Genomic DNA, 19,768 nt, shown 5'->3' with positions numbered 1-19,768 from the left:
AAATACGTATATGTGCTTATTTTTATGTCGCAACAGGAAAGAAAAAATTTCTTGCTGGATTGGAATTTATGTCGGAAAGTCGCTACAATAGAGATAAGTGTAATAGCGATACGAGTAGCTCACGCAGGTGGGCTTTTTTCTTAATGGAGGGTAAGCAGATGCAGAAAGAGAATAAAACGTTTTATATTACAACGCCAATCTATTATCCGAGTGGCAAGTTGCACATCGGACATGCCTATACGACAGTAGCTGGTGATGCGATGGCTCGCTATAAGCGTCTGCGCGGATATGATGTCGCGTATTTGACAGGCACGGATGAGCATGGTCAGAAAATCCAGCGCAAAGCAGAAGAGCAAGGTGTAACACCGCAGCAATATGTGGACAACATCGTAAAAGATATCAAAGCTTTATGGAAGACGCTTGAGATTACCAATACAGATTTCATCCGCACAACTGAACCGCGTCATAAGGAAACCGTACAGAAAATCTTCTCCAGACTATTGGAACAGGATGATATTTATCTGGATCAATACGAAGGCTGGTACTGTACTTCCTGTGAATCCTTTTTCACGGAAACACAGTTGGACGATGGCAGATGTCCGGACTGCGGCGGCCCGGTCGATCGCGTAAAAGAGGAATCTTATTTCTTGCGGACTAGCAAGTATGCTGACCGCCTGTTGAAGTATTATGAAGAAAATCCTGAGTTCATCCAGCCTGTGAGCCGGAAGAATGAAATGATTAACAACTTCATCAAGCCTGGTTTGGAAGACTTGGCAGTTTCCCGTACATCATTTGAATGGGGACCGAAAGTGCTGGAGAATCCGAAGCATGTTATTTATGTATGGATAGATGCGCTATCCAATTATATTACGGCACTTGGATATGGTTCTGATGATGATAGTCTTTATCAGAAATACTGGCCGGCGGATGTTCATTTGATGAGTAAAGAAATTGTCCGGTTCCATACAATTTACTGGCCGATCATGCTGATGGCATTGGATCTGCCGCTGCCGAAGAAAGTATTCGCACACGGCTGGATTCTAATGAAAGACGGCAAGATGAGTAAATCAAAAGGAAATGTCGTGAGCCCAGTTGATTTGAAGGATCGCTATGGTCTTGACCCGCTTCGCTACTACTTGCTTCGTGAAGTACCATTCGGTGCAGACGGTGTGTTCACGCCGGAAGGTTTCGTCGATCGTACGAACTTTGACCTGGCAAATGACCTTGGCAACTTGCTGAACCGTACAGTAGCTATGATCAGCCAATACAAAGAAGGTATTGTGCCAGCTTATGTTGCAGGAGAGACGGAATTCGAGCAGGCGCTCGAAGAAATGGCGAAACAAACAGTCAAGGAAGTAGAAGAAGGAATGGAGAACATGGAGTTTTCCGTTGTTCTTGCGAAAATTTGGCAGCTAGTTAGCCGAGCAAATAAATATATCGATGAAACGAAGCCTTGGGTGTTGGCAAAAGACGAAGCCCAAGCAGATCGTCTTGGAAACGTGCTTGCTCACCTTGCAGAAGTGCTGCGCCAAGTAGCTATTTTGCTTCGTCCATTCCTTGTTGAAACACCAGCTAAGATCTTTGCGCAACTTGGTGTAGAAGAAGCAAGCCAAGACTGGGATACGCTTCTGACAACAGAAGTAAAAACAGGCCGTCAAGTGAAGAAAGAAGGCCCGATCTTCCCTCGTCTGGATGCAAAGGTAGAAGTGGAAGCAATTAAGAACATGATGAAAATTCCTGAACCAGAGAAAAAAGCACAGCCGAAAAAGGAGCAGGAATCGGCTTCACTTCCGGAAGTGCAGTACGAGGACTTTGCGAAGCTGGAGTTCCGCGTGGCGGAGGTTATTGCTGCTGATAAAGTGAAGAAAGCAGATAAGCTATTGAAGATCCAGCTTGATTTGGGAACAGAGAAGCGTCAGGTTATTTCTGGTATTGCAGAGCATTATACACCAGAAGAGCTTGTCGGCAAGAAAGTGATTTGTGTGGTAAATCTGAAGCCTGTTAAACTTCGTGGGGAGATGTCCGAAGGGATGATTCTGTCCGGTGAAAGTGCAGACGGTAAGCTTGCGTTGGCATCAGTGGAGCAGGATTTGCCGAATGGATCAATCGTAAAATAATAAACAAGGGGGAGACGCTTGCACGCAAGCGTTTTTCCTTTTTTAACAGATAGAAAGGACATCATGCTATGTTATTTGATACACATGCTCATATTAATGATAAGCAGTTTGCTGAAGACCGCGAAGAGATGTTGCAGCGGGCGATGGATGCGGGCGTATCCCGTCTTGTAGTTATTGGCTGTGATGAGGAAGGAATCACCTCGGCAATTGAGCTTGCGGAGAAATACGATTTCGTCTATGCAGCAATCGGCTGGCATCCTGTTGATGCAATTGATATGACAGATGCTGATCTTGATCGGATTGAGGAGCTTTCGTCACATCCAAAAGTTGTGGCGATCGGCGAAATGGGTCTAGATTATCACTGGGACAAATCACCAAAGGATATTCAGAAGGATGTTCTGCGGAAGCAGATTCAACTAGCTAAACGCGTCAAACTGCCGATTATCATTCATAATCGGGAAGCGACACAGGATATCATTCCGATTTTGAAGGAAGAAAATGCAGCTGAAGTCGGAGGCATCATGCATTGCTATAGTGATGAAGCGGATCTTGTGCAGGAGTTTCTGGACATGAACTTCTATATTTCCCTTGGCGGGCCTGTCACTTTCAAAAATGCTAGGGCACCGAAGGAAGTAGCGAAAATGGTACCAGCAGATCGGCTGCTGATTGAAACAGATTGTCCGTATCTGGCACCTCACCCTAACCGCGGTAAACGCAATGAACCTGCTTACGTGAAGCTTGTAGCTGAACAGATTGCTGAGCTGCGCGGCATTGGTTACGAGGAATTGGCAGAGCTGACAATGCGAAATGCAGAAAGACTATATCAAATCAAATCATAGAGGGTATAACGTGCAAATTAAAGAAGTAATTGTTGTTGAAGGTAAAGACGATACAGCTAAGATAAACCAGGCGATCCAGGCAGATACAATTGAGACGAACGGATCTGCTATACATGCTGGTATCATTGAACAAATAAGACATGCACAAGCGAAGCGAGGCGTAATCATCTTTACTGATCCCGATTATCCCGGTGAGCGTATTCGTCATATTGTCTCCCAGGCAGTGCCTGGATGTAAGCATGCGTTCCTATCAAAGGACAAAGCGCGTGCGCGTAATAACAAAGGAATAGGTATTGAGCACGCTTCAGCTGAATCAATTCGGACAGCCTTGGAGCAAGTGTATGAGATGAGCGAGATGTACGAACCGGAAATCTCCAGGGAAGCTGTTATAGCATACGGTCTCCTTGGCGGACCAAGAGCAAAACAGCGGCGGGAAAAGCTTGGAGAAAGACTGTCAATCGGCCATACGAATGGCAAGCAGCTTCTCAAACGACTTGCTATGTTCCGAATACCGGAGCGGTTGTTTGTCGAAACGATGCAGCAAATTATACAGGAGGAAGACAATGACGAATGAACGGCATATTGCCACACCGACAAGAACGAATGAACTGCTTAAGAAATATAATTTCTCCTTCAAGAAAAGCCTCGGGCAAAATTTCCTGATTGATACAAATATCCTGCGGAATATCATCCACCATGCAGGAATAAAAGAAGATGTTGGTGCGATTGAAATTGGACCAGGGATGGGCGCATTGACAGAGCAGCTGGCTATTTCAGCAAAAAAAGTATTGGCTTTTGAGATAGATCAGCGTCTACTGCCTATCCTGGAGGACACATTGTCTCCATATGACAATGTTAAAGTCGTAAACGAGGATATTCTGAAGGCAAATGTTGAGCAGGAGCTGCAGCAGTATTTCGGCGACCAAAAAGTAAAAATCGTCGCAAACCTGCCATATTATATTACAACACCGATTTTGATGAATCTGCTTACGCGGAATCTGCCGATTTCTAGCATAACGGTCATGATTCAAAAAGAAGTAGCTGACCGCATGGCCGCTTCTCCAAATACGAAAAGCTATGGTTCCTTATCGCTGGCAGTTCAATATTATACAGAAGCTGCGGTCGTGATGACCGTACCGAAAACAGCGTTCATGCCGCAGCCAAATGTTGATTCGGCTGTTCTTCATCTAGCAGTACGCAGTGAGCCGCCAGTCCATGTAGAGGATGAAAAATTCTTCTTCAACCTGATTCAAGCATCATTCGGTCAGCGGCGAAAAACATTGCGTAACAATCTGAACAGGCATTTTTCCTCTCGTTTTTCTAAAGAAGAGCTCGAAGAAATCATGAACGAAGCTGGAATTGATGGCACAAGAAGAGGAGAATCGCTTTCGATGGAGGAATTCGCTGCTTTAGCGAATACCTTTACAGCTAAAGGCTGAACATTTTTGCCCATCCATCATACGCTGTAGGAGAAAGCTTTGGTGGGTGAGGTGAACGGAATGGATTTGGCGATTGGTGATATCGTCACTAGAATATCATATAAGCACGATTTAATGTTCCGTGTATCCAGCTTTACAGCCAATAAGGTCATCCTCCATGGAGAAGATATGCGTCTCATCGCAGATGCTCCCAAGGATGACCTCGTAAAGACTGGAACACGTGAAATAACGAAACGCAAGAAAACATGGCAGGATAAAGAAGATTACTCCTACCGCCTCTTTCGCCAGGATTACCTGCTGATGAAAGATAAGCGGGATTATGAATCAACCTCAGGTTATCAGCATAGCCCAAATTACTTCCAGATTCCTGCAAAGGTACTCCACATAGATGGAGATAAGACATATTTAAAAAAATGCATCGATTTTTATCAGCGTTTTGGTATCCAAGTACATGGTGTCCATTTACACGAAAAAGAAATGCCACTTCAAATTGCTTCCCTCTTAGAAAAGATTCAGCCAGATATTATTGTCATTACAGGACATGATGCCTTTCAGAAAAACAAGGGAGATAAGCAGGATATCCGTGCCTATCGGAATTCCCAGTATTTCGTCGAAACGGTAAGAGAGGCGCGCCGCTTGTATCCGCATCTAGATCAATTAATCATCTTTGCTGGCGCCTGCCAATCTCATTTTGAATCCTTGATACGTGCAGGAGCGAATTTTGCAAGCTCTCCAAGCAGGATTAATATCCATGCCTTGGATCCTGTTTATATTGTTGCCAAAATCGCATTCACACCGTTTATGGAAAAAGTGGGCGTATGGGATGCACTCCGGAATACACTGACAGGAGAACGCGGCCTTGGTGGAATTGAAACTCGTGGACTGCTTCGGACAGGGTTGCCCTTCGTGGATCCAGACGAGGAGAAAGAAGACGCCTAGACCATTGCCTTATCGTAAATTTACCACTGATGCATAATTTTGTATGGATTTGAAAGAATAAAGTGAAATAAGAAACATTTAATCTTTTCATTGACATCAAAAATGGTATGCTGTTATAATAAAAAGTTTTATTTGACTCCATACCTAAAATATGCTATGATTAGATCAGTGAGGTGGAGTGCAGTGGCTAAAACATTAGTGGAAATTAAGCAGGGTCTCGAAGGACAAATTGGTAAACGTTTAAAATTGAAAGCTAATGGTGGGAGAAAGAAAACCATCGAACGTTGCGGAGTACTTGCGGAAACGTATCCAGCTGTATTCATCGTAGAACTTGATCAAGATGAAAATGCGTTTGAGCGTGTCTCCTATAGCTATGCAGATGTCTTAACCGAAACAGTCGAATTAGATTTTGATACGGATGATTTAAACGAAATTGCGAAATAACGCATAAACGAAAGCAGGGGCTTAGTCCCCTGCTTTTTATTTTGCCTTATTTGCAAACATCTGACAGGCATAGCCTACGGTCTTGGACAGAAAATAAGGATGTCGTGATAATCTCTGAAGGGAGCTGTTTTCTTTGGGCAGAAGAAGAGGAATCATGTCTGATGCACTAAAAGAGGAAATTGCAAAGGAGCTTGGATTTTACGACACCGTACAAAAGGAAGGCTGGGGCGGCATTCGTTCTCGTGACGCCGGGAACATGGTTAAGTATGCCATTGCCATGGCCGAACAGTCGATGCGCGATAAGCAATAAAGTGAAGCCCTTCTCTTTTTTATGAAGAGGAGGGCTTCTTCTTTTTAGGCAGAATAGCCTGTACTTCCTTTTTATGATACAATTTTGGAGAAATTCAACTAAAGTAGGTGACATGACATGTATTTGCTCGAAAAGGCGCCAGCTAAGATCAATCTTTCGTTGGACGTACTGTATAAACGCCCGGATGGCTATCATGAGGTAGAGATGGTTATGACAACGATCGACCTGGCAGACCGGATAGAGTTAATCGTGTTACAGGAGAACAAGATCGAAATCGAATCGGACAATCGTTTTGTACCGAACGATGAGCGTAATCTTGCCTACCGTGCGGCGCAATTGATCAAGGATACATATAATATCAATAAAGGTGTCAAGATATACATAGACAAACAGATACCGGTCGCAGCTGGTCTTGCTGGGGGAAGCAGTGATGCAGCGGCAGTACTGCGCGGTCTGAATACACTATGGAATCTGCAGCTATCCTTGGATACGCTGGCTGAGCTCGGTGCGAAAATTGGTTCGGATGTATCCTTCTGTGTATACGGTTCTACAGCATTATCAACTGGACGTGGGGAAAAGATTAAGGAACTCCCGGCTCCGCCGGCTTGCTGGGTTGTACTTGCTAATCCGGGAATTGGTGTATCCACCCAGACAATCTATCAGCAGTTAAAAATCGATCATATTCAGCATCCTGATACGGAGGGAATGGTCGAAGCTATTGAGCAAAGCGATTTTCAATCAATCTGTGACAAGGTTGGTAATGTACTCGAGCCCGTTACGCTTAAACTTTGTCCGGAAGTAAAACAAATCAAGCAGCAAATGATTGAAGCAGGCGCCGATGCGGTACTGATGAGCGGAAGCGGACCGACTGTCTTCTCTCTCGTATCCCAGGAGAGCCGCGCATATCGGATCTACAACAGCTTAAGAGGATTCTGTGAACAAGTGTATGTTGTACGGATGCTCGGAGGGCGAACGGAGCTTGATTAAATCCGTACGAGAATGTTATTATCTAACAATAACATTCGGTTTTGAGGTGTAGAGATGAAAAGAAGTGAACGTTTGGTTGCGATGACGAATTATTTAATGGATCATCCGCAGCAATTGGTGTCTTTGCCATATTTCTCGACGACGTACGCTGCTGCCAAATCCTCCGTCAGCGAGGATTTGTCGATTATAAATGATATGTTCCAACATGAAGGTATTGGGTACTTACAATCTGTATCCGGCGCTGCTGGTGGTGTTCGCTACATCCCGGTATACTCCAAGGAGAACAGTGCTGCTTTCATTGATGAGCTATGCAGTAAGCTGGCGGATTCAGACAGGCTTCTTCCTGGGGGATATCTATTCATGAGCGATATACTCGGAGAACCAGCAACAGTTAATAAGATCGGCCGTCTTTTTGCAACAGCATTCCATGACCGTGAAATTGATGTAGTGGTTACTGTCGCTACAAAGGGTATTCCGATTGCTTATGCAACTGCTGCTTATCTGAATGTCCCCGTTGTCATTGTTAGACGAGATCCGAAGGTGACAGAGGGATCGACAGTGAGTGTGAATTACGTTTCTGGTTCATCCAGGAAGATTCAGACGATGGTTTTGTCCAAGCGCAGTATTCCGGATCAAGCCAATGTCTGTATTGTGGATGACTTTATGAAAGCAGGCGGAACCATAAACGGAATGAAGAGTCTTTTGCAGGAATTCAATGCAAATGTTACTGCTATAGGCGTATTGGCTGAAGCAGAGGACGAAGAAGAAGAACGTGTAGTTGAAGATTACACGTCATTGATTAAGATTCAGAACGTTGATGTACGTAATCAGCGAGTCGAAGTACAAAAAGGTAATTACTTTAACTAATCCGGCTTTTCCACCTTACCGATTTATTTTTTAAAAAAGTTCTATTGGGAGCAGGAGTTTCCAGCTTTATGTAGAATTATTGGTAATAAGTTCTAAATAAGGTAAGGGTGGTGAAGCATAATGGAAGTTACTGACGTAAGATTACGCCGCGTTAATACCGAGGGAAGAATGCGTGCTATCGCTTCTATTACAATGGATCAAGAGTTTGTTGTACACGATATTCGTGTCATCGAAGGGAATAACGGCTTGTTTGTTGCTATGCCTTCCAAACGTACACCAGACGGTGAATTCCGCGATGTAGCACATCCAATCAACTCTGGTACCCGGAGCAAGATACAGGATGCTGTGCTGCAGGAATATCATCGTGCAGGAGAAGAAATAGAAGTGGAGTATGAGGAAGCCGCTGGCGCTTCTTGATATGAGCTCAATAGATGATAAATACGTCATCTTCTATAAAGGTAAAATTAACAGCTGTTCTAACATATGGAATAGCTGTTATTTTTATGCCCATAATCCAGTTGATTGGAGAAAAAAACGTCTCGAATTACTTGAATTCGAGCGTTGCGCCTGTTGAAATGACAATTATTTTAAGATATATTTACAGAGGATAAAAAGAATGGAGGGTTCGCATGTCAAACCGATATGCAGTCATCCTTGCTGCCGGCAAAGGCACCAGGATGAAATCGAAGCTGTACAAAGTGCTGCATCCTGTTATGGGTAAACCAATGGTACAGCATGTTACTGACCAGTTGAATTCTTTACAATTAGATAAATTAATTACCATTGTCGGGCACGGAGCAGAAGACGTAAAAGCCCAACTTGGAGATGTGAGTGAATATGCCCTTCAGGAGGAACAGCTTGGTACAGGACATGCGGTTCTGCAAGCGGAAGAGTTCTTAAAAGACAATGAGGGTGTTACGGTCGTATTAAGCGGAGATACACCTCTTATTACAGGCCAAACGATTCAAGCATTGCTTAATCATCACGAACAGCAAGGAGCGAGCGCAACAGTATTGACTGCAAAAGCACCGGAACCAGCAGGATATGGCCGTGTTATCCGCAGTGACGCTGGAGAGGTTCTGCGTATTGTAGAGCATAAAGATGCGAATGCGGAAGAGCTTCTCGTTGATGAAATCAATACAGGTACATACTGCTTTGATAATAAGCTATTATTCCAAGCATTGCATAATGTATCGAATGATAATGCCCAAGGCGAGTATTATCTCCCAGATGTACTAGAACTGCTGAAAAAAGATAACAAGCTAGTGACCGCTTATCAAACACCTGATTTTGACGAAACAATGGGTGTAAACGATCGGGTAGCTCTTTCTCAAGCAGAACAGATTATGAAGCGTCGTGTAAATGAACAGCATATGCGTAATGGCGTAACAATCATTGACCCAGATTCAACTTATATCAGTACAGATGCGGTTATTGAACAGGATGTAACCATCTTACCGAACACGATGATCCTTGGGAAGACAGTTATTAAGGAAGATGCTATCATTGGACCGAATTCAGAAGTGAAGGATGTCACAATTGGCAGCCGCACAGTCGTGAAGCAAAGTGTAGCACATGACAGTGAAATCGGAAATGACGTCAATATAGGACCTTTCGCTCATATTCGTCCGCAAGCACAGCTTGGAGACAATGTGAAGATCGGGAACTTCGTCGAAGTGAAGAAAGCATCTATCGGTGAGGGAAGCAAGGTGTCTCATTTAAGTTATATTGGTGATGCTGAAGTTGGTAAAGATGTGAATGTCGGTTGTGGTACAATAACAGTGAACTATGACGGAAAGAATAAACATCTGACGAAGATCGAGGACAACGCCTTTATCGGTTGTAATGCGAACCTGATTGCACCAGTAACGGTCGGCGAAGGTGCCCTAGTGGCAGCAGGCTCGACCATAACAAAAGATGTACCAGCAGATGCTTTATCGATTGCCAGAGCAAGACAAGAAAACAAAAATTCTTATCTAAAGAATAAATAATTTTGGAGGGTTACTCGACATGCCTTATAATGATCCATCGTTAAAAGTTTTTTCTTTGAATTCTAATCCGGAGTTAGCTAAGTCAATTGCAGACCACATTGGCGTAGAACTGGGTAAAATCACTGTTTCCCACTTTAGCGATGGCGAAATCCAGATCAATATCGAAGAAAGTATCCGCGGCTGTGACGTTTATGTTGTCCAGTCTACTAGTGCACCTGTCAATCAGCATATGATGGAGCTGCTAATCATGATTGATGCATTGAAACGTGCATCAGCTAAAACAATCAACATCATCATGCCTTATTACGGTTATGCACGTCAGGATCGAAAAGCCCGTGCCCGTGAACCAATTACAAGCAAACTGATCGCTGATATCCTGCAGACTGCCGGAGCTACACGTGTCTTGGCATTGGACTTGCATGCACCGCAGATCCAAGGTTTCTTCGATATTCCGATCGACCACTTGGTAGGTGTTCCAATCCTATCCGACTATTTCGAGAAAAAGAACTTGGAAGATATCGTCGTTGTATCTCCTGACCACGGCGGCGTAGTTCGTGCACGTCGTATGGCTGATCGTTTGAAAGCACCAATTGCAATCATCGACAAACGCCGTCCGCGTCCAAACGTGGCAGAAGTGATGAACATCATCGGAGAGATCAAAGGCAAAACTGCAATCATCATCGATGATATCATTGATACAGCTGGAACATTGACGCTTGCTGCTAATGCGTTAAGAGAAAAAGGCGCGGTAGAAGTATATGCGGCATGTTCTCATCCGGTATTATCCGGACCGGCAATCGAGCGAATCCAAAATTCACAAATTAAAGAGCTTGTTGTTACAAACTCCATTCCTCTTCCAAAAGAGAAGCAAATCGAAAACATTACGCAGCTTTCTGTTGCACCGTTGTTCGGTGAAGCAATAATCCGCGTCCACGAACAGCAATCTGTTAGCATCCTGTTTGATTGATTGTATGTTTAGTACTGATATCGTAAGGGAATCATAATCTGTAGACACGTAAAAACTATGGAGGGTGATTACGATGGCAGTAAAACTAAAAGCAGACAAACGAGAAAACAATACAAAATCTTATATCAGAGGACTTCGTGAAGAGGGAGTCATCCCTGCAATCGTATATGGCAAAGGCAAAGAGCCTGTCAGCGTTGCAGTCGATAGTGTTGACCTACTAAAAACTGTTCGAGATGAAGGGAAAAATGCAGTTATTTCATTGGATATTAAAGGCGAATCAGTGGATGTTATGCTGCATGATTACCAAACTGATCCATTGAAAGCTAGTCTTGTACACGCAGATTTCTATGTGGTGAACATGTCGGAAGCACGTACCGTGGAAGTGCCGATCCAGCTTGAAGGTGAAGCACCAGGTTCTAATGAAGGCGGCGTTCTACAGCAGCCACTATACGATCTGGAAATCAGTGCAAAACCGAATGACATCCCAGATCAGATTACAGTCGATGTCTCCAAACTTGAAGTCGGTGACAGTATCAGCGTTGGTGACCTCCCAACAGATGGTGCTTATGAAATCCTAACGGATGCTGATACAACAATCGCTACAGTCACTGCACCTACTGCAGAGATTGAAACAGATGATACAACTACTGGTGACGCGGATGATGTAGAAGCAATCGAAGAAGGATCTAAGAACGATAAAGAAGATTAAGTGATTACAAAAAGTTGTGCCTGAAAAGGCACAGCTTTTTTTTATTTTGATTGAACTATTCAAATTCCTCAAACGTCATATAGTCAGAGAAGAAAGGGGGAGTGAGATGGAGGAATCAGCGGAAACAATATCGATTGAAAATGCCAAACAAGACAAATCGGCTTTCAGTCAGCTTTTCCAGCAATATTATACGTTCTTATATCGTTATCTTTTTAAACTCACGATGAATAAAGAAATGACAGAAGACTTGCTGCAGGAAACGATGATTCGGGCATATATGAATTTGCCAAAATTTCGTTATCAATCTAAATTTTCTACATGGCTTATATCTATCGCAACTCGCTTATATTTGGATGAACAACGGAAAAGTAAGCGAGATAGAAAAAGGCAACAGCAGCTGACGGAGAATGAAAAACGAAAAATGAAATGGGAATTAGAACAAGGCAATATGCATTGGTCATTGCACCTGGATCTGTTTGCATCGTTATCTATAGAAACTAGGACGTTGATATTGCTTCGTCATTATTATGGTTTTTCACTAGAGGAAATTAGTGCAATGACAAAATTAAGAACAGGGACAGTAAAGTCTCGTATTCATTATGCGTTAAAGAAATTAAGAGAGGAGTGGTCAGATGAAACAAGATGACTGGATGAAGAAACTGGACGAAACGTGGAGTGACATGGATGCAAAATTACATATTGACGTTCCTGAAACTGATGAGATGCTTCAGCAGATAAGCTCTGGTGAGAAGCGATATCGAGAAAGAATGCGTAGAGAACTAAGTAGGTTCATCATTCTGGCGTGTGTGTTGCTATCGTTGTACATTCTTATGGCCGTACATATCACGTGGGCTTTCTACGTTATGCAGTTCATTTCAATTATTGCTGTGGTCGTTCTATTACTAGTTGAGAGAAGCAAAGGAAGGGTCACATGATGTCAACGAATGAACTGATAATTATAATCTTGGTAATTCCTATATTGCTGGCACAAGGAATCTGGCTGTACGTAGATGCAAAAAGAAGAGGTACTTATGCATGGGCATGGGGAATTGTCGGACTGATCCAGTTCCCCACACCTCTTCTTTTATATTATGTATTTATCATTCGCAAAGACAAAAGGAGGTAGTGATAGATGGAGAACACTGTGACATTGCTGCTGCCCGTTATTGTTATCCAGTTTCTTTTACTCATTATTGCATTGATCAGTTGTATTCGAGCAAAAGAAACACTAGGACCCAAATGGGCTTGGATATTAATTATTTTCTGTATCAGTATCATCGGACCTATCCTTTATTTCGTGATTGGGCAAAGAAAGGATGCATATAAATGACTATTTTAGAAGCACGCGGATTGACGAAACGATACGGAAAACATATCGCAGTAAAAAACTTAAATCTTCAGCTGAAGGAGAATGAGTGTATTGCGCTTTTAGGACCAAATGGAGCAGGTAAGACAACAACCTTGCATATGCTGGCTGGACTGATTACACCTACTGATGGGGTGATAATGAGTGATAACAAAGTACTTAATAAAGATAAAATTGGATTTCTGCCTCAATATCCTACCTTCTTCGATTGGATGTACCCAAAAGAATATCTTATGTTAGCAGGAACACTATCCGGGATGACTAAACGAACCATAAAAGAACGAAGCTTGCGTGTATTGGAAATGACAGGCTTGTTAGAGGCACAGAAAAAGAAGATAGGTGGTTTCTCTGGGGGAATGAAACAGCGCCTCGGTTTAGCACAAGCAATCATGCATGAACCGAAAATTCTTTTATTGGATGAACCTGTATCCGCTCTTGATCCAGCTGGAAGGATTGATGTCATGAACATTTTGGAGGATTTGAAAAAAGATATGGCCATCCTGTTTTCTACACATGTATTGCATGATGCGGAACAGATATGTGATAAGGCGTTAATTATGAAATCGGGTCAAAGCATTTCCTATGAAAACATGAAGGAATGGAAAGGAAATCGGCTAAGAGAACGCTATCGTTTGGAAACATCAGATCCTTTGCGGATTGAAGGACTGCAGGAACTATATGAAGAGATTGATATAAAGGAAACACGGAAAATCATTGGTACTTTAAGGCATAATGTAACGCCCAATATGTTACTGCATCATTGTATCCAACAAAACATAGGAGTTCAGTACTTCGGAGCAGAAGAAAAAAACCTAGAAGAACATTACATAGAGGTGATTGAAGGTTGAAGAGGTTCAACGCACTATTTCATAAAGAATGGGTAGAGGCTTGGAGAGAGAAGAAGTTGGTTTGGCTGCCTGCTGTTATCCTGTTAGTAACACTTCTTCAGCCTATTAGTTTATATTTCATGCCAACTATTTTGGAGAGTTCGAGTAGCCTGCCGCCAGGCGCAGTAATTGAACTGCCGATCCCTAGCGGTGCTGAAGTTCTTGCAGGGACTTTGTCTCAACTGCATACAATTGGTACGGCGATTATTGTGCTAGCTTGTATGAATGTAATTGTACAGGAGAGAAATAACGGCTCTCTTATGCAGCTATTCTCCAGACCTGTAAATACTGTCACCTACATATTCAGTAAATGGACGATGCTTGTACTTCTTCATCTTGGAGCTTTTACAATCTCCTATGGAGCAGCATGGTATTATACAAACATACTATTTTCTGATGTATCCTTTACTTCTGTATGGAAAAGCTTTGTGATTTATTGTTTATGGATTGTGCTAGTTATAACAGTCACGTTGTTTGTTAGTACGTTTCTTCGTCGCACTGGAGGAGTAGCAGGCATATCTATTTTAATAGTGGCGAGTATCGCTATCTTATCGACTGTTATACCTGATATAGCCATTTATTTGCCTTCAAATATCCTCTACCTGGCAACAGAGGTACTGAATACGGAAAAGGGTACTATGCATATGGGAGCTGTACTCGCTACAACTATTGCCTTTATTGCTTTATTACTTTTTACAATGGTGAAACAATTTGAAAAAAGTGTAAAGTTTTAATGAAGTAGGATTATTCCTTACACGCGAAGGATATGATAAAAGTATAGGTAAAGCATGTCAAGGATGGGAAAGAAAGCATCCTTGATGTGCTTTTTGTGCAGGAAAGAAGGAATTATCCTTTCTGTCGGAGAAGGAGAATAGCAGTGGGGTGTTAACAATGGTACGCCTATTTCCTTCGTTTCTAGGCGGTCTTTTCCGCTTTTCGGTTTTGTCTAGCTCCAAAGAGCAGAAACTGCGCGGTAAGCAATGAATCCCTGCGTGGAAAGGTCATCCACTCCGTGCTCCTTGCTTACCGCTTCTTTTCTAAACGGTTTCTTCCGCTTTTCGGTTTTGTCTAGCTGAAGAAACCAGAAACTGCGGTATAGGCGATAAATCCCTGCGTAAGGAAAATGCGCCTCACTCCGGGCTTTCTCACCTATTCCTCCGTTTCTAAACGGTTTCTTTCGCTTTTCGGTTTTGTCTAGCTACGAAAGCCAGAAACTGCAGGATAAGAGATAAATCCCTGCGTGGGGAAGACACCCACTCCGTGTTTTCTCACTTATCCTTACGTTTCTTACCGGCTTTCTCCGCTTTTCGGTTTTCTTGTATTTTATTTTCTGTTAGGGTATAGTTTTTTGGGAATGGACTATGAGTAAAGGGCGTTTAAAATATGAAAATGATTGTTGGACTTGGGAATCCGGGTCAGAAATATGATCAGACACGGCATAATATAGGGTTCATTGCGATTGATGAATTAGTGCATCGGCACAATTTGCCGTTATCAAATAAAAAATTCAATAGTGTTTATGCGACCGGCTTGATAAATGGGGAAAAGGTGATTTTGGTAAAGCCTATAACTTTCATGAACCTATCTGGTGAAGCCGTTCGACCGCTGATGGATTATTATAATGTAGATCTTGAGGATCTTGTTGTCATTTATGATGATTTGGATTTACCAGCAGGAAAAGTACGACTACGGGAAAAAGGCGGTCATGGGGGCCATAATGGAATCCGTTCTTTGATTGCGCATTTAGGTACAAAAGAATTCAAACGTATGCGTCTTGGAATTGGCCGTCCGGTCAGTCAGCAGCCTGTTGTAGACTATGTTCTTCAGCGCTTCCACAAGGAAGAACTGACAGACATCGTCGATAGTGTTAAGAAGGCGGCAGATGCCACAGAAACATGGCTGAAAGAACCTTTCCTGAACGTGATGAATGATTTCAATCGCTGATTCATACACTGCAACAATATAAGTATGAATCTATGCGCTTTCGGGCAGACTTTGACAGAGTCAAATCTAAGTCCCGGAGGCGTAACTATGGCTATCGTTTATCGTTGTCGTCATTGTAAAACACAGCTAGCAGAGCTGGATGAATATAAGGTGGATATTAAAGCGCTCGGATGGGATCGATTATCCGCGGCAGACTATCAGGAAATGGTGCAGATCGATTCGGGTCATATCGTCTGTCAGGTAGTATGTGAGGATTGTGAAAATGCGCTGCAGCGAAACCCGCATTATCATGAACTGGATCATTTCATGCAATAACGTAAAGCTAAATAATGCTGTCATACAAAGCTTTGGTGCGTGAACCAAGGCATTTTTTGCTTATGACATGTACTAGCAGAAGGAGGCATTATGCAAGAAATCAAGCAATTCATCTCAACTCAGGATGACATACAATCAGTCATCAATGGGATAAAGTCTGGGATGGACGAACAGCTTTTGACAGGATTGTCTGGTTCAGCAAGAGGAGTACTGGCAACTGTGCTGCAGGACTCCATACGGCGAAAGGTAATCCTGGTCACCCATCAGCTGACTCAGGCGCAGACACTTTATGAAGATTTATTGGAGCTGAGTACGCATTCAAATGTGTACCTGTATCCTGTTAATGAATTATTAGCATCAGAAATTGCTATCTCCAGTCCGGAGCTTCGATCACAACGTTTGGATGCGTTGCGGAATTGGAAACATAGCGAGAATGGTATCTTAGTAGCTCCGGCTGCAGCACTAAAAAGAATACTTCCACAACCAGCTAAATGGGAAAGCTATCAGCTGGCTTTTCGTGTTGGGGAAGAAATCGATTTAGAGCACTACCTACGCGCATTGGTCGATATGGGATACGAACGTACGGATATGGTTGCTTCACCAGGAGAGTACAGTCTGCGCGGAGGGATATTGGATATTTATCCGTTAACCGAATCCAATCCGATTAGAATTGAATTATTTGATACTGAAGTCGATTCCATTCGTTATTTTGATTCAGACACACAGCGCTCTTTGGAGAAAAAAGACTCGGTCGAAGTAGGTCCTGCTACAGAATTACTCATCGATAGTGAGGACATCGCCAAAGCAGCAGATCGGTTGGAGAAAGCATTAGGGGAAACAATAGGCAAGCTGCAAGCGGATGAACATAAGCAGCAAGTTCTTGAGGCTGTCAGTCAGGATCTTGAAAGGCTACGCCAGCAAGAGCGATTTCAGGGCATGGCCAAGTATGCAGGCTACTTCTATGAGCAGCCAGCTAGCCTGTTGGATTATCTCGGTGAAGGTGGATATATTATCCTTGATGAAATGAGCCGAATCCAAGAAACAGCTAATCGGCTGGATGAAGAGGAAGCGGAATGGCATCAGAGTCTCTTGGAAGCACATCAAACCGTCAGACAGCTGAAATTATCGTTTGACTGGCATGAAGTACTGCAGAAAATGAAGCAGCCACGTTTGTATTTGAGTGTATTCCTGCGTCATATACCGAATACACAGCCTCAAAATATTGTGAATGTAACATGCAGGGCTATGCAGCAGTTCCATGGACAGATGCATTTGCTGAAAAATGAACTGGAGCGGTGGGAAAAGAGCAATTATTCTACTATCTTAATGGCACCTACCCAGCAGCGTGCAGAGAAAATTCAGGCTGTTCTAGCTGACTACGATATGGAAGCAGTCATTGTAGAGCGTGTTTCCTTGCCGGTGAGCACACCGACTATCTTGATTGGCAATATCAGCAGCGGTTTTGAGCTGCCTTTTCACAAATTGGCTGTGCTGACAGAGAGCGAACTATTTAAAAAGCGTTCGGCAAGACCGAAGCGGAAGCAGAAAATATCCAATGCAGAGCGGATCAAGAGCTACCAGGAGCTGGCTGTAGGCGACTACGTTGTCCATGCAAACCATGGTATTGGCCGCTATGTTGGTATTGAGACATTGCAGGTGCAGGATCTGCGTAAGGATTTCATGCTGATCCGCTATTCCGGAGACGATAAGTTATTTGTGCCAATTGATCAGATTGATCTTGTGCAAAAATATGTTGGATCAGAAGGAAAAGAACCGAAGCTCTACAAGCTTGGCGGAACAGAGTGGAAGAAGGTTAAAAGCAGGGTCCAATCATCTGTGGAGGATATTGCAGATGAGCTGATCAAGCTTTATGCCGAGAGGGAAGCTTCCAAAGGATATGCATTTTCAGAAGACACCGAGATGCAGCGAGAATTCGAAGCGGCATTTCCTTATCAAGAAACCGAAGACCAGCTTCGTACCATTGATGAAATCAAGAAGGACATGGAGCGGGAACGGCCGATGGACAGGCTGCTTTGCGGTGATGTCGGATACGGGAAAACCGAAGTGGCTATCCGTGCAGCATTTAAGGCGATTGCTGATGGTAAGCAGGTAGCAATCTTAGTACCGACAACTATTTTGGCGCAGCAGCATTATGAGACGATTCTGGAACGATTCCAGGACCACGCAATCAATGTAGGGCTGATGAGTCGATTCCGCACGCGTAAGCAGCAAAATGAAGTAATCAAAGATTTGAAGAGCGGCGTAGTGGATGTAGTAATAGGTACTCACCGACTATTATCCAAGGACATTGTTTATAAAGATCTAGGCCTATTAGTAGTGGACGAAGAGCAGCGCTTTGGTGTAAAACACAAAGAAAAACTAAAACAGCTGAAGACGAATGTGGATGTTCTGACTTTGACTGCAACACCAATTCCGCGTACATTGCATATGTCCATGCTAGGTGTTCGTGATCTTTCTGTTATCGAGACACCACCTGAAAATAGGTTCCCGATTCAAACGTATGTTATGGAGTACAATCCCGTCTTTATCCGCGAGGCAATTGAACGTGAAATGGCTCGGGATGGCCAGGTGTTCTTCCTTTATAACAAGGTAGAAAATATCGAGCGTAAAGCACAGGAGATTGCAGCTTTGGTTGATGATGCCAGAGTAGCATTTGCGCATGGACAAATGAACGAATCTGAGCTGGAAAGTGTCATGCTCGCGTTCCTTGAAGGAGAATATGATGTTCTTGTCAGCACAACCATCATTGAAACAGGTGTGGATATTCCGAATGTGAACACATTGATTGTTGATAATGCAGACAGAATGGGACTTAGTCAGCTATACCAATTACGCGGTCGAGTAGGACGTTCTAATCGTGTGGCATATGCTTATTTCACCTACCAGCAGGATAAAGTGTTAACAGAGGTGGCGGAAAAGCGTCTGCAGGCAATTAAGGAATTCACTGAACTCGGATCAGGATTCAAAATTGCGATGCGGGATTTGTCCATCCGCGGAGCAGGTAACTTGCTTGGTTCTCAGCAGCATGGCTTTATTGATTCCGTTGGTTTTGATATGTATTCTCAGATGCTTACAGAAGCAGTGGAAGCACGGAAGGCAGGTAAACCTGCAGAAGAAATCAAACCATTCGAGGTCGAGCTTGATCTGGATATCAATGCGTATATTCCGGAATCTTATATTAAAGACGAGAAACAGAAAATCGATATGTATAAACGTTTCCAGAGCTGTACATCTCAAGAGGAAATTCATGATTTACGGGAAGAACTGATCGATCGATTCGGTGACTATCCTGAAGAAGTGGGCAATCTCTTCCATGTTACCTCTTTGAAGATGTATGCCAAACGCGAAAAAATCGAATCCATTAGCGAGAAGAAGAAAAAGCAGCGTATGGAGATTTTGGTCGATTCCGATATGAGTCAGCATGTTGATGGCAGCAAGTTGTTCGAATTCGCAAATCAATACGGACGGATGGTCCAGCTTGGTACAGAGGATAAGAAATTGAAAATCGTCTTTAATTGGGATCGAAACTCTTATGGACGACGATATGAAATAGCTGAAGAGTTCATTCAAGCCATACGCGAACTAAAGCGGGCCAGCTAAATTTCCATTACTAAAAATTGCGCAGG

The 19,768-nt window shown here is 43.2% G+C and carries 22 protein-coding genes; all 22 read left to right on the top strand.

The genetic code is table 11. The features are described 5' to 3' along the window. Positions 1-158 precede the first annotated feature (158 nt). The 22 genes from metG to mfd all read left to right on the top strand — a co-directional run bounded on the left by metG (position 159) and on the right by mfd (position 19,742). Positions 159-2,117, top strand: a complete 1,959-nt coding sequence (gene metG / locus CHH58_RS17840) for a methionine--tRNA ligase (RefSeq protein WP_095231278.1) — start codon at positions 159-161, stop codon at positions 2,115-2,117. Between the two features lie 68 nt (positions 2,118-2,185). Next, the gene (locus tag CHH58_RS17835) at positions 2,186-2,956 is read left to right on the top strand and encodes a TatD family hydrolase (protein WP_095231277.1); all 771 of its coding nucleotides are present in this window, start codon (positions 2,186-2,188) and stop codon (positions 2,954-2,956) included. A gap of 10 nt (positions 2,957-2,966) precedes the next feature. Next, complete coding sequence (gene rnmV, locus CHH58_RS17830) at positions 2,967-3,530, top strand: ribonuclease M5 (protein ID WP_095231276.1); 564 nt, start codon at positions 2,967-2,969, stop codon at positions 3,528-3,530. Continuing rightward, positions 3,520-4,395 carry a 16S rRNA (adenine(1518)-N(6)/adenine(1519)-N(6))-dimethyltransferase RsmA gene (rsmA, locus tag CHH58_RS17825; protein ID WP_095262922.1) on the top strand — a complete coding sequence of 292 codons (876 nt, stop codon included), beginning with the start codon at positions 3,520-3,522 and terminating at the stop codon, positions 4,393-4,395. Before rnmV ends, rsmA begins: the two co-directional genes overlap by 11 nt. Positions 4,396-4,455: 60 nt before the next feature. Further along, positions 4,456-5,334 (top strand): sporulation peptidase YabG, encoded by an 879-nt coding sequence (gene yabG / locus CHH58_RS17820; RefSeq protein WP_095231292.1) that lies wholly within the window; start codon positions 4,456-4,458, stop codon positions 5,332-5,334. 183 nt (positions 5,335-5,517) lie between these two features. Then, the gene (gene veg / locus CHH58_RS17815) at positions 5,518-5,778 is read left to right on the top strand and encodes a biofilm formation stimulator Veg (RefSeq protein ID WP_038562465.1); all 261 of its coding nucleotides are present in this window, start codon (positions 5,518-5,520) and stop codon (positions 5,776-5,778) included. 133 nt (positions 5,779-5,911) lie between these two features. After that, entirely contained in the window at positions 5,912-6,088 is a 177-nt protein-coding gene (locus CHH58_RS17810) for a small, acid-soluble spore protein, alpha/beta type (protein ID WP_038562461.1), read from the top strand. A gap of 117 nt (positions 6,089-6,205) precedes the next feature. Continuing rightward, entirely contained in the window at positions 6,206-7,075 is an 870-nt protein-coding gene (gene ispE, locus CHH58_RS17805; RefSeq protein WP_095231274.1) for a 4-(cytidine 5'-diphospho)-2-C-methyl-D-erythritol kinase, read from the top strand. Positions 7,076-7,129: 54 nt separating this feature from the next. After that, entirely contained in the window at positions 7,130-7,942 is an 813-nt protein-coding gene (gene purR, locus CHH58_RS17800) for a pur operon repressor (RefSeq protein ID WP_095231273.1), read from the top strand. A gap of 120 nt (positions 7,943-8,062) precedes the next feature. Next, a complete protein-coding gene (gene spoVG / locus CHH58_RS17795) occupies positions 8,063-8,359 on the top strand; it encodes a septation regulator SpoVG (RefSeq protein WP_038562451.1) in 297 nt (98 codons plus the stop codon). A gap of 212 nt (positions 8,360-8,571) precedes the next feature. Further along, positions 8,572-9,933, top strand: coding sequence for a bifunctional UDP-N-acetylglucosamine diphosphorylase/glucosamine-1-phosphate N-acetyltransferase GlmU (gene glmU, locus CHH58_RS17790; RefSeq protein WP_095231272.1), 1,362 nt, complete (start codon positions 8,572-8,574; stop codon positions 9,931-9,933). Between the two features lie 19 nt (positions 9,934-9,952). Continuing rightward, a complete protein-coding gene (locus CHH58_RS17785; protein ID WP_095231271.1) occupies positions 9,953-10,900 on the top strand; it encodes a ribose-phosphate diphosphokinase in 948 nt (315 codons plus the stop codon). Positions 10,901-10,973: 73 nt separating this feature from the next. Further along, the gene (locus CHH58_RS17780; RefSeq protein ID WP_095231270.1) at positions 10,974-11,609 is read left to right on the top strand and encodes a 50S ribosomal protein L25/general stress protein Ctc; all 636 of its coding nucleotides are present in this window, start codon (positions 10,974-10,976) and stop codon (positions 11,607-11,609) included. 106 nt (positions 11,610-11,715) lie between these two features. Continuing rightward, positions 11,716-12,255, top strand: a complete 540-nt coding sequence (gene sigY / locus CHH58_RS17775) for an RNA polymerase sigma factor SigY (RefSeq protein ID WP_095262921.1) — start codon at positions 11,716-11,718, stop codon at positions 12,253-12,255. Further along, positions 12,242-12,544, top strand: coding sequence for a YxlC family protein (locus tag CHH58_RS17770; protein ID WP_095231268.1), 303 nt, complete (start codon positions 12,242-12,244; stop codon positions 12,542-12,544). Before sigY ends, CHH58_RS17770 begins: the two co-directional genes overlap by 14 nt. Beyond that, positions 12,544-12,735, top strand: coding sequence for a transcriptional regulator (locus CHH58_RS18700; protein ID WP_095231291.1), 192 nt, complete (start codon positions 12,544-12,546; stop codon positions 12,733-12,735). Before CHH58_RS17770 ends, CHH58_RS18700 begins: the two co-directional genes overlap by 1 nt. 6 nt (positions 12,736-12,741) lie before the next feature. After that, complete coding sequence (locus tag CHH58_RS17760) at positions 12,742-12,939, top strand: PLDc N-terminal domain-containing protein (RefSeq protein WP_095231267.1); 198 nt, start codon at positions 12,742-12,744, stop codon at positions 12,937-12,939. Beyond that, positions 12,936-13,823: an ABC transporter ATP-binding protein gene (locus CHH58_RS17755; protein ID WP_095262920.1), complete on the top strand. Its 888-nt coding sequence runs from the start codon at positions 12,936-12,938 to the stop codon at positions 13,821-13,823. The genes CHH58_RS17760 and CHH58_RS17755 overlap by 4 nt, the downstream gene beginning before the upstream one ends. Next, positions 13,820-14,596: an ABC transporter permease gene (locus CHH58_RS17750; RefSeq protein WP_095262919.1), complete on the top strand. Its 777-nt coding sequence runs from the start codon at positions 13,820-13,822 to the stop codon at positions 14,594-14,596. The genes CHH58_RS17755 and CHH58_RS17750 overlap by 4 nt, the downstream gene beginning before the upstream one ends. 649 nt (positions 14,597-15,245) lie before the next feature. Continuing rightward, a complete protein-coding gene (gene pth, locus CHH58_RS17745; protein WP_095231264.1) occupies positions 15,246-15,806 on the top strand; it encodes an aminoacyl-tRNA hydrolase in 561 nt (186 codons plus the stop codon). 87 nt (positions 15,807-15,893) lie between these two features. Continuing rightward, a complete protein-coding gene (locus tag CHH58_RS17740) occupies positions 15,894-16,121 on the top strand; it encodes an anti-sigma-F factor Fin (protein ID WP_170937687.1) in 228 nt (75 codons plus the stop codon). Positions 16,122-16,211: 90 nt separating this feature from the next. Further along, positions 16,212-19,742, top strand: a complete 3,531-nt coding sequence (gene mfd / locus CHH58_RS17735) for a transcription-repair coupling factor (protein ID WP_095262918.1) — start codon at positions 16,212-16,214, stop codon at positions 19,740-19,742. Positions 19,743-19,768 lie beyond the last annotated feature (26 nt).

The organism is Terribacillus saccharophilus (genome assembly GCF_002272745.1).
In the GTDB taxonomy this organism is placed as follows: domain Bacteria; phylum Bacillota; class Bacilli; order Bacillales; family Amphibacillaceae; genus Terribacillus; species Terribacillus saccharophilus_B.
The sequence above is the reverse complement of the archived record's forward strand: the minus strand, read 5'-3'. Positions and strand labels throughout refer to the sequence as shown.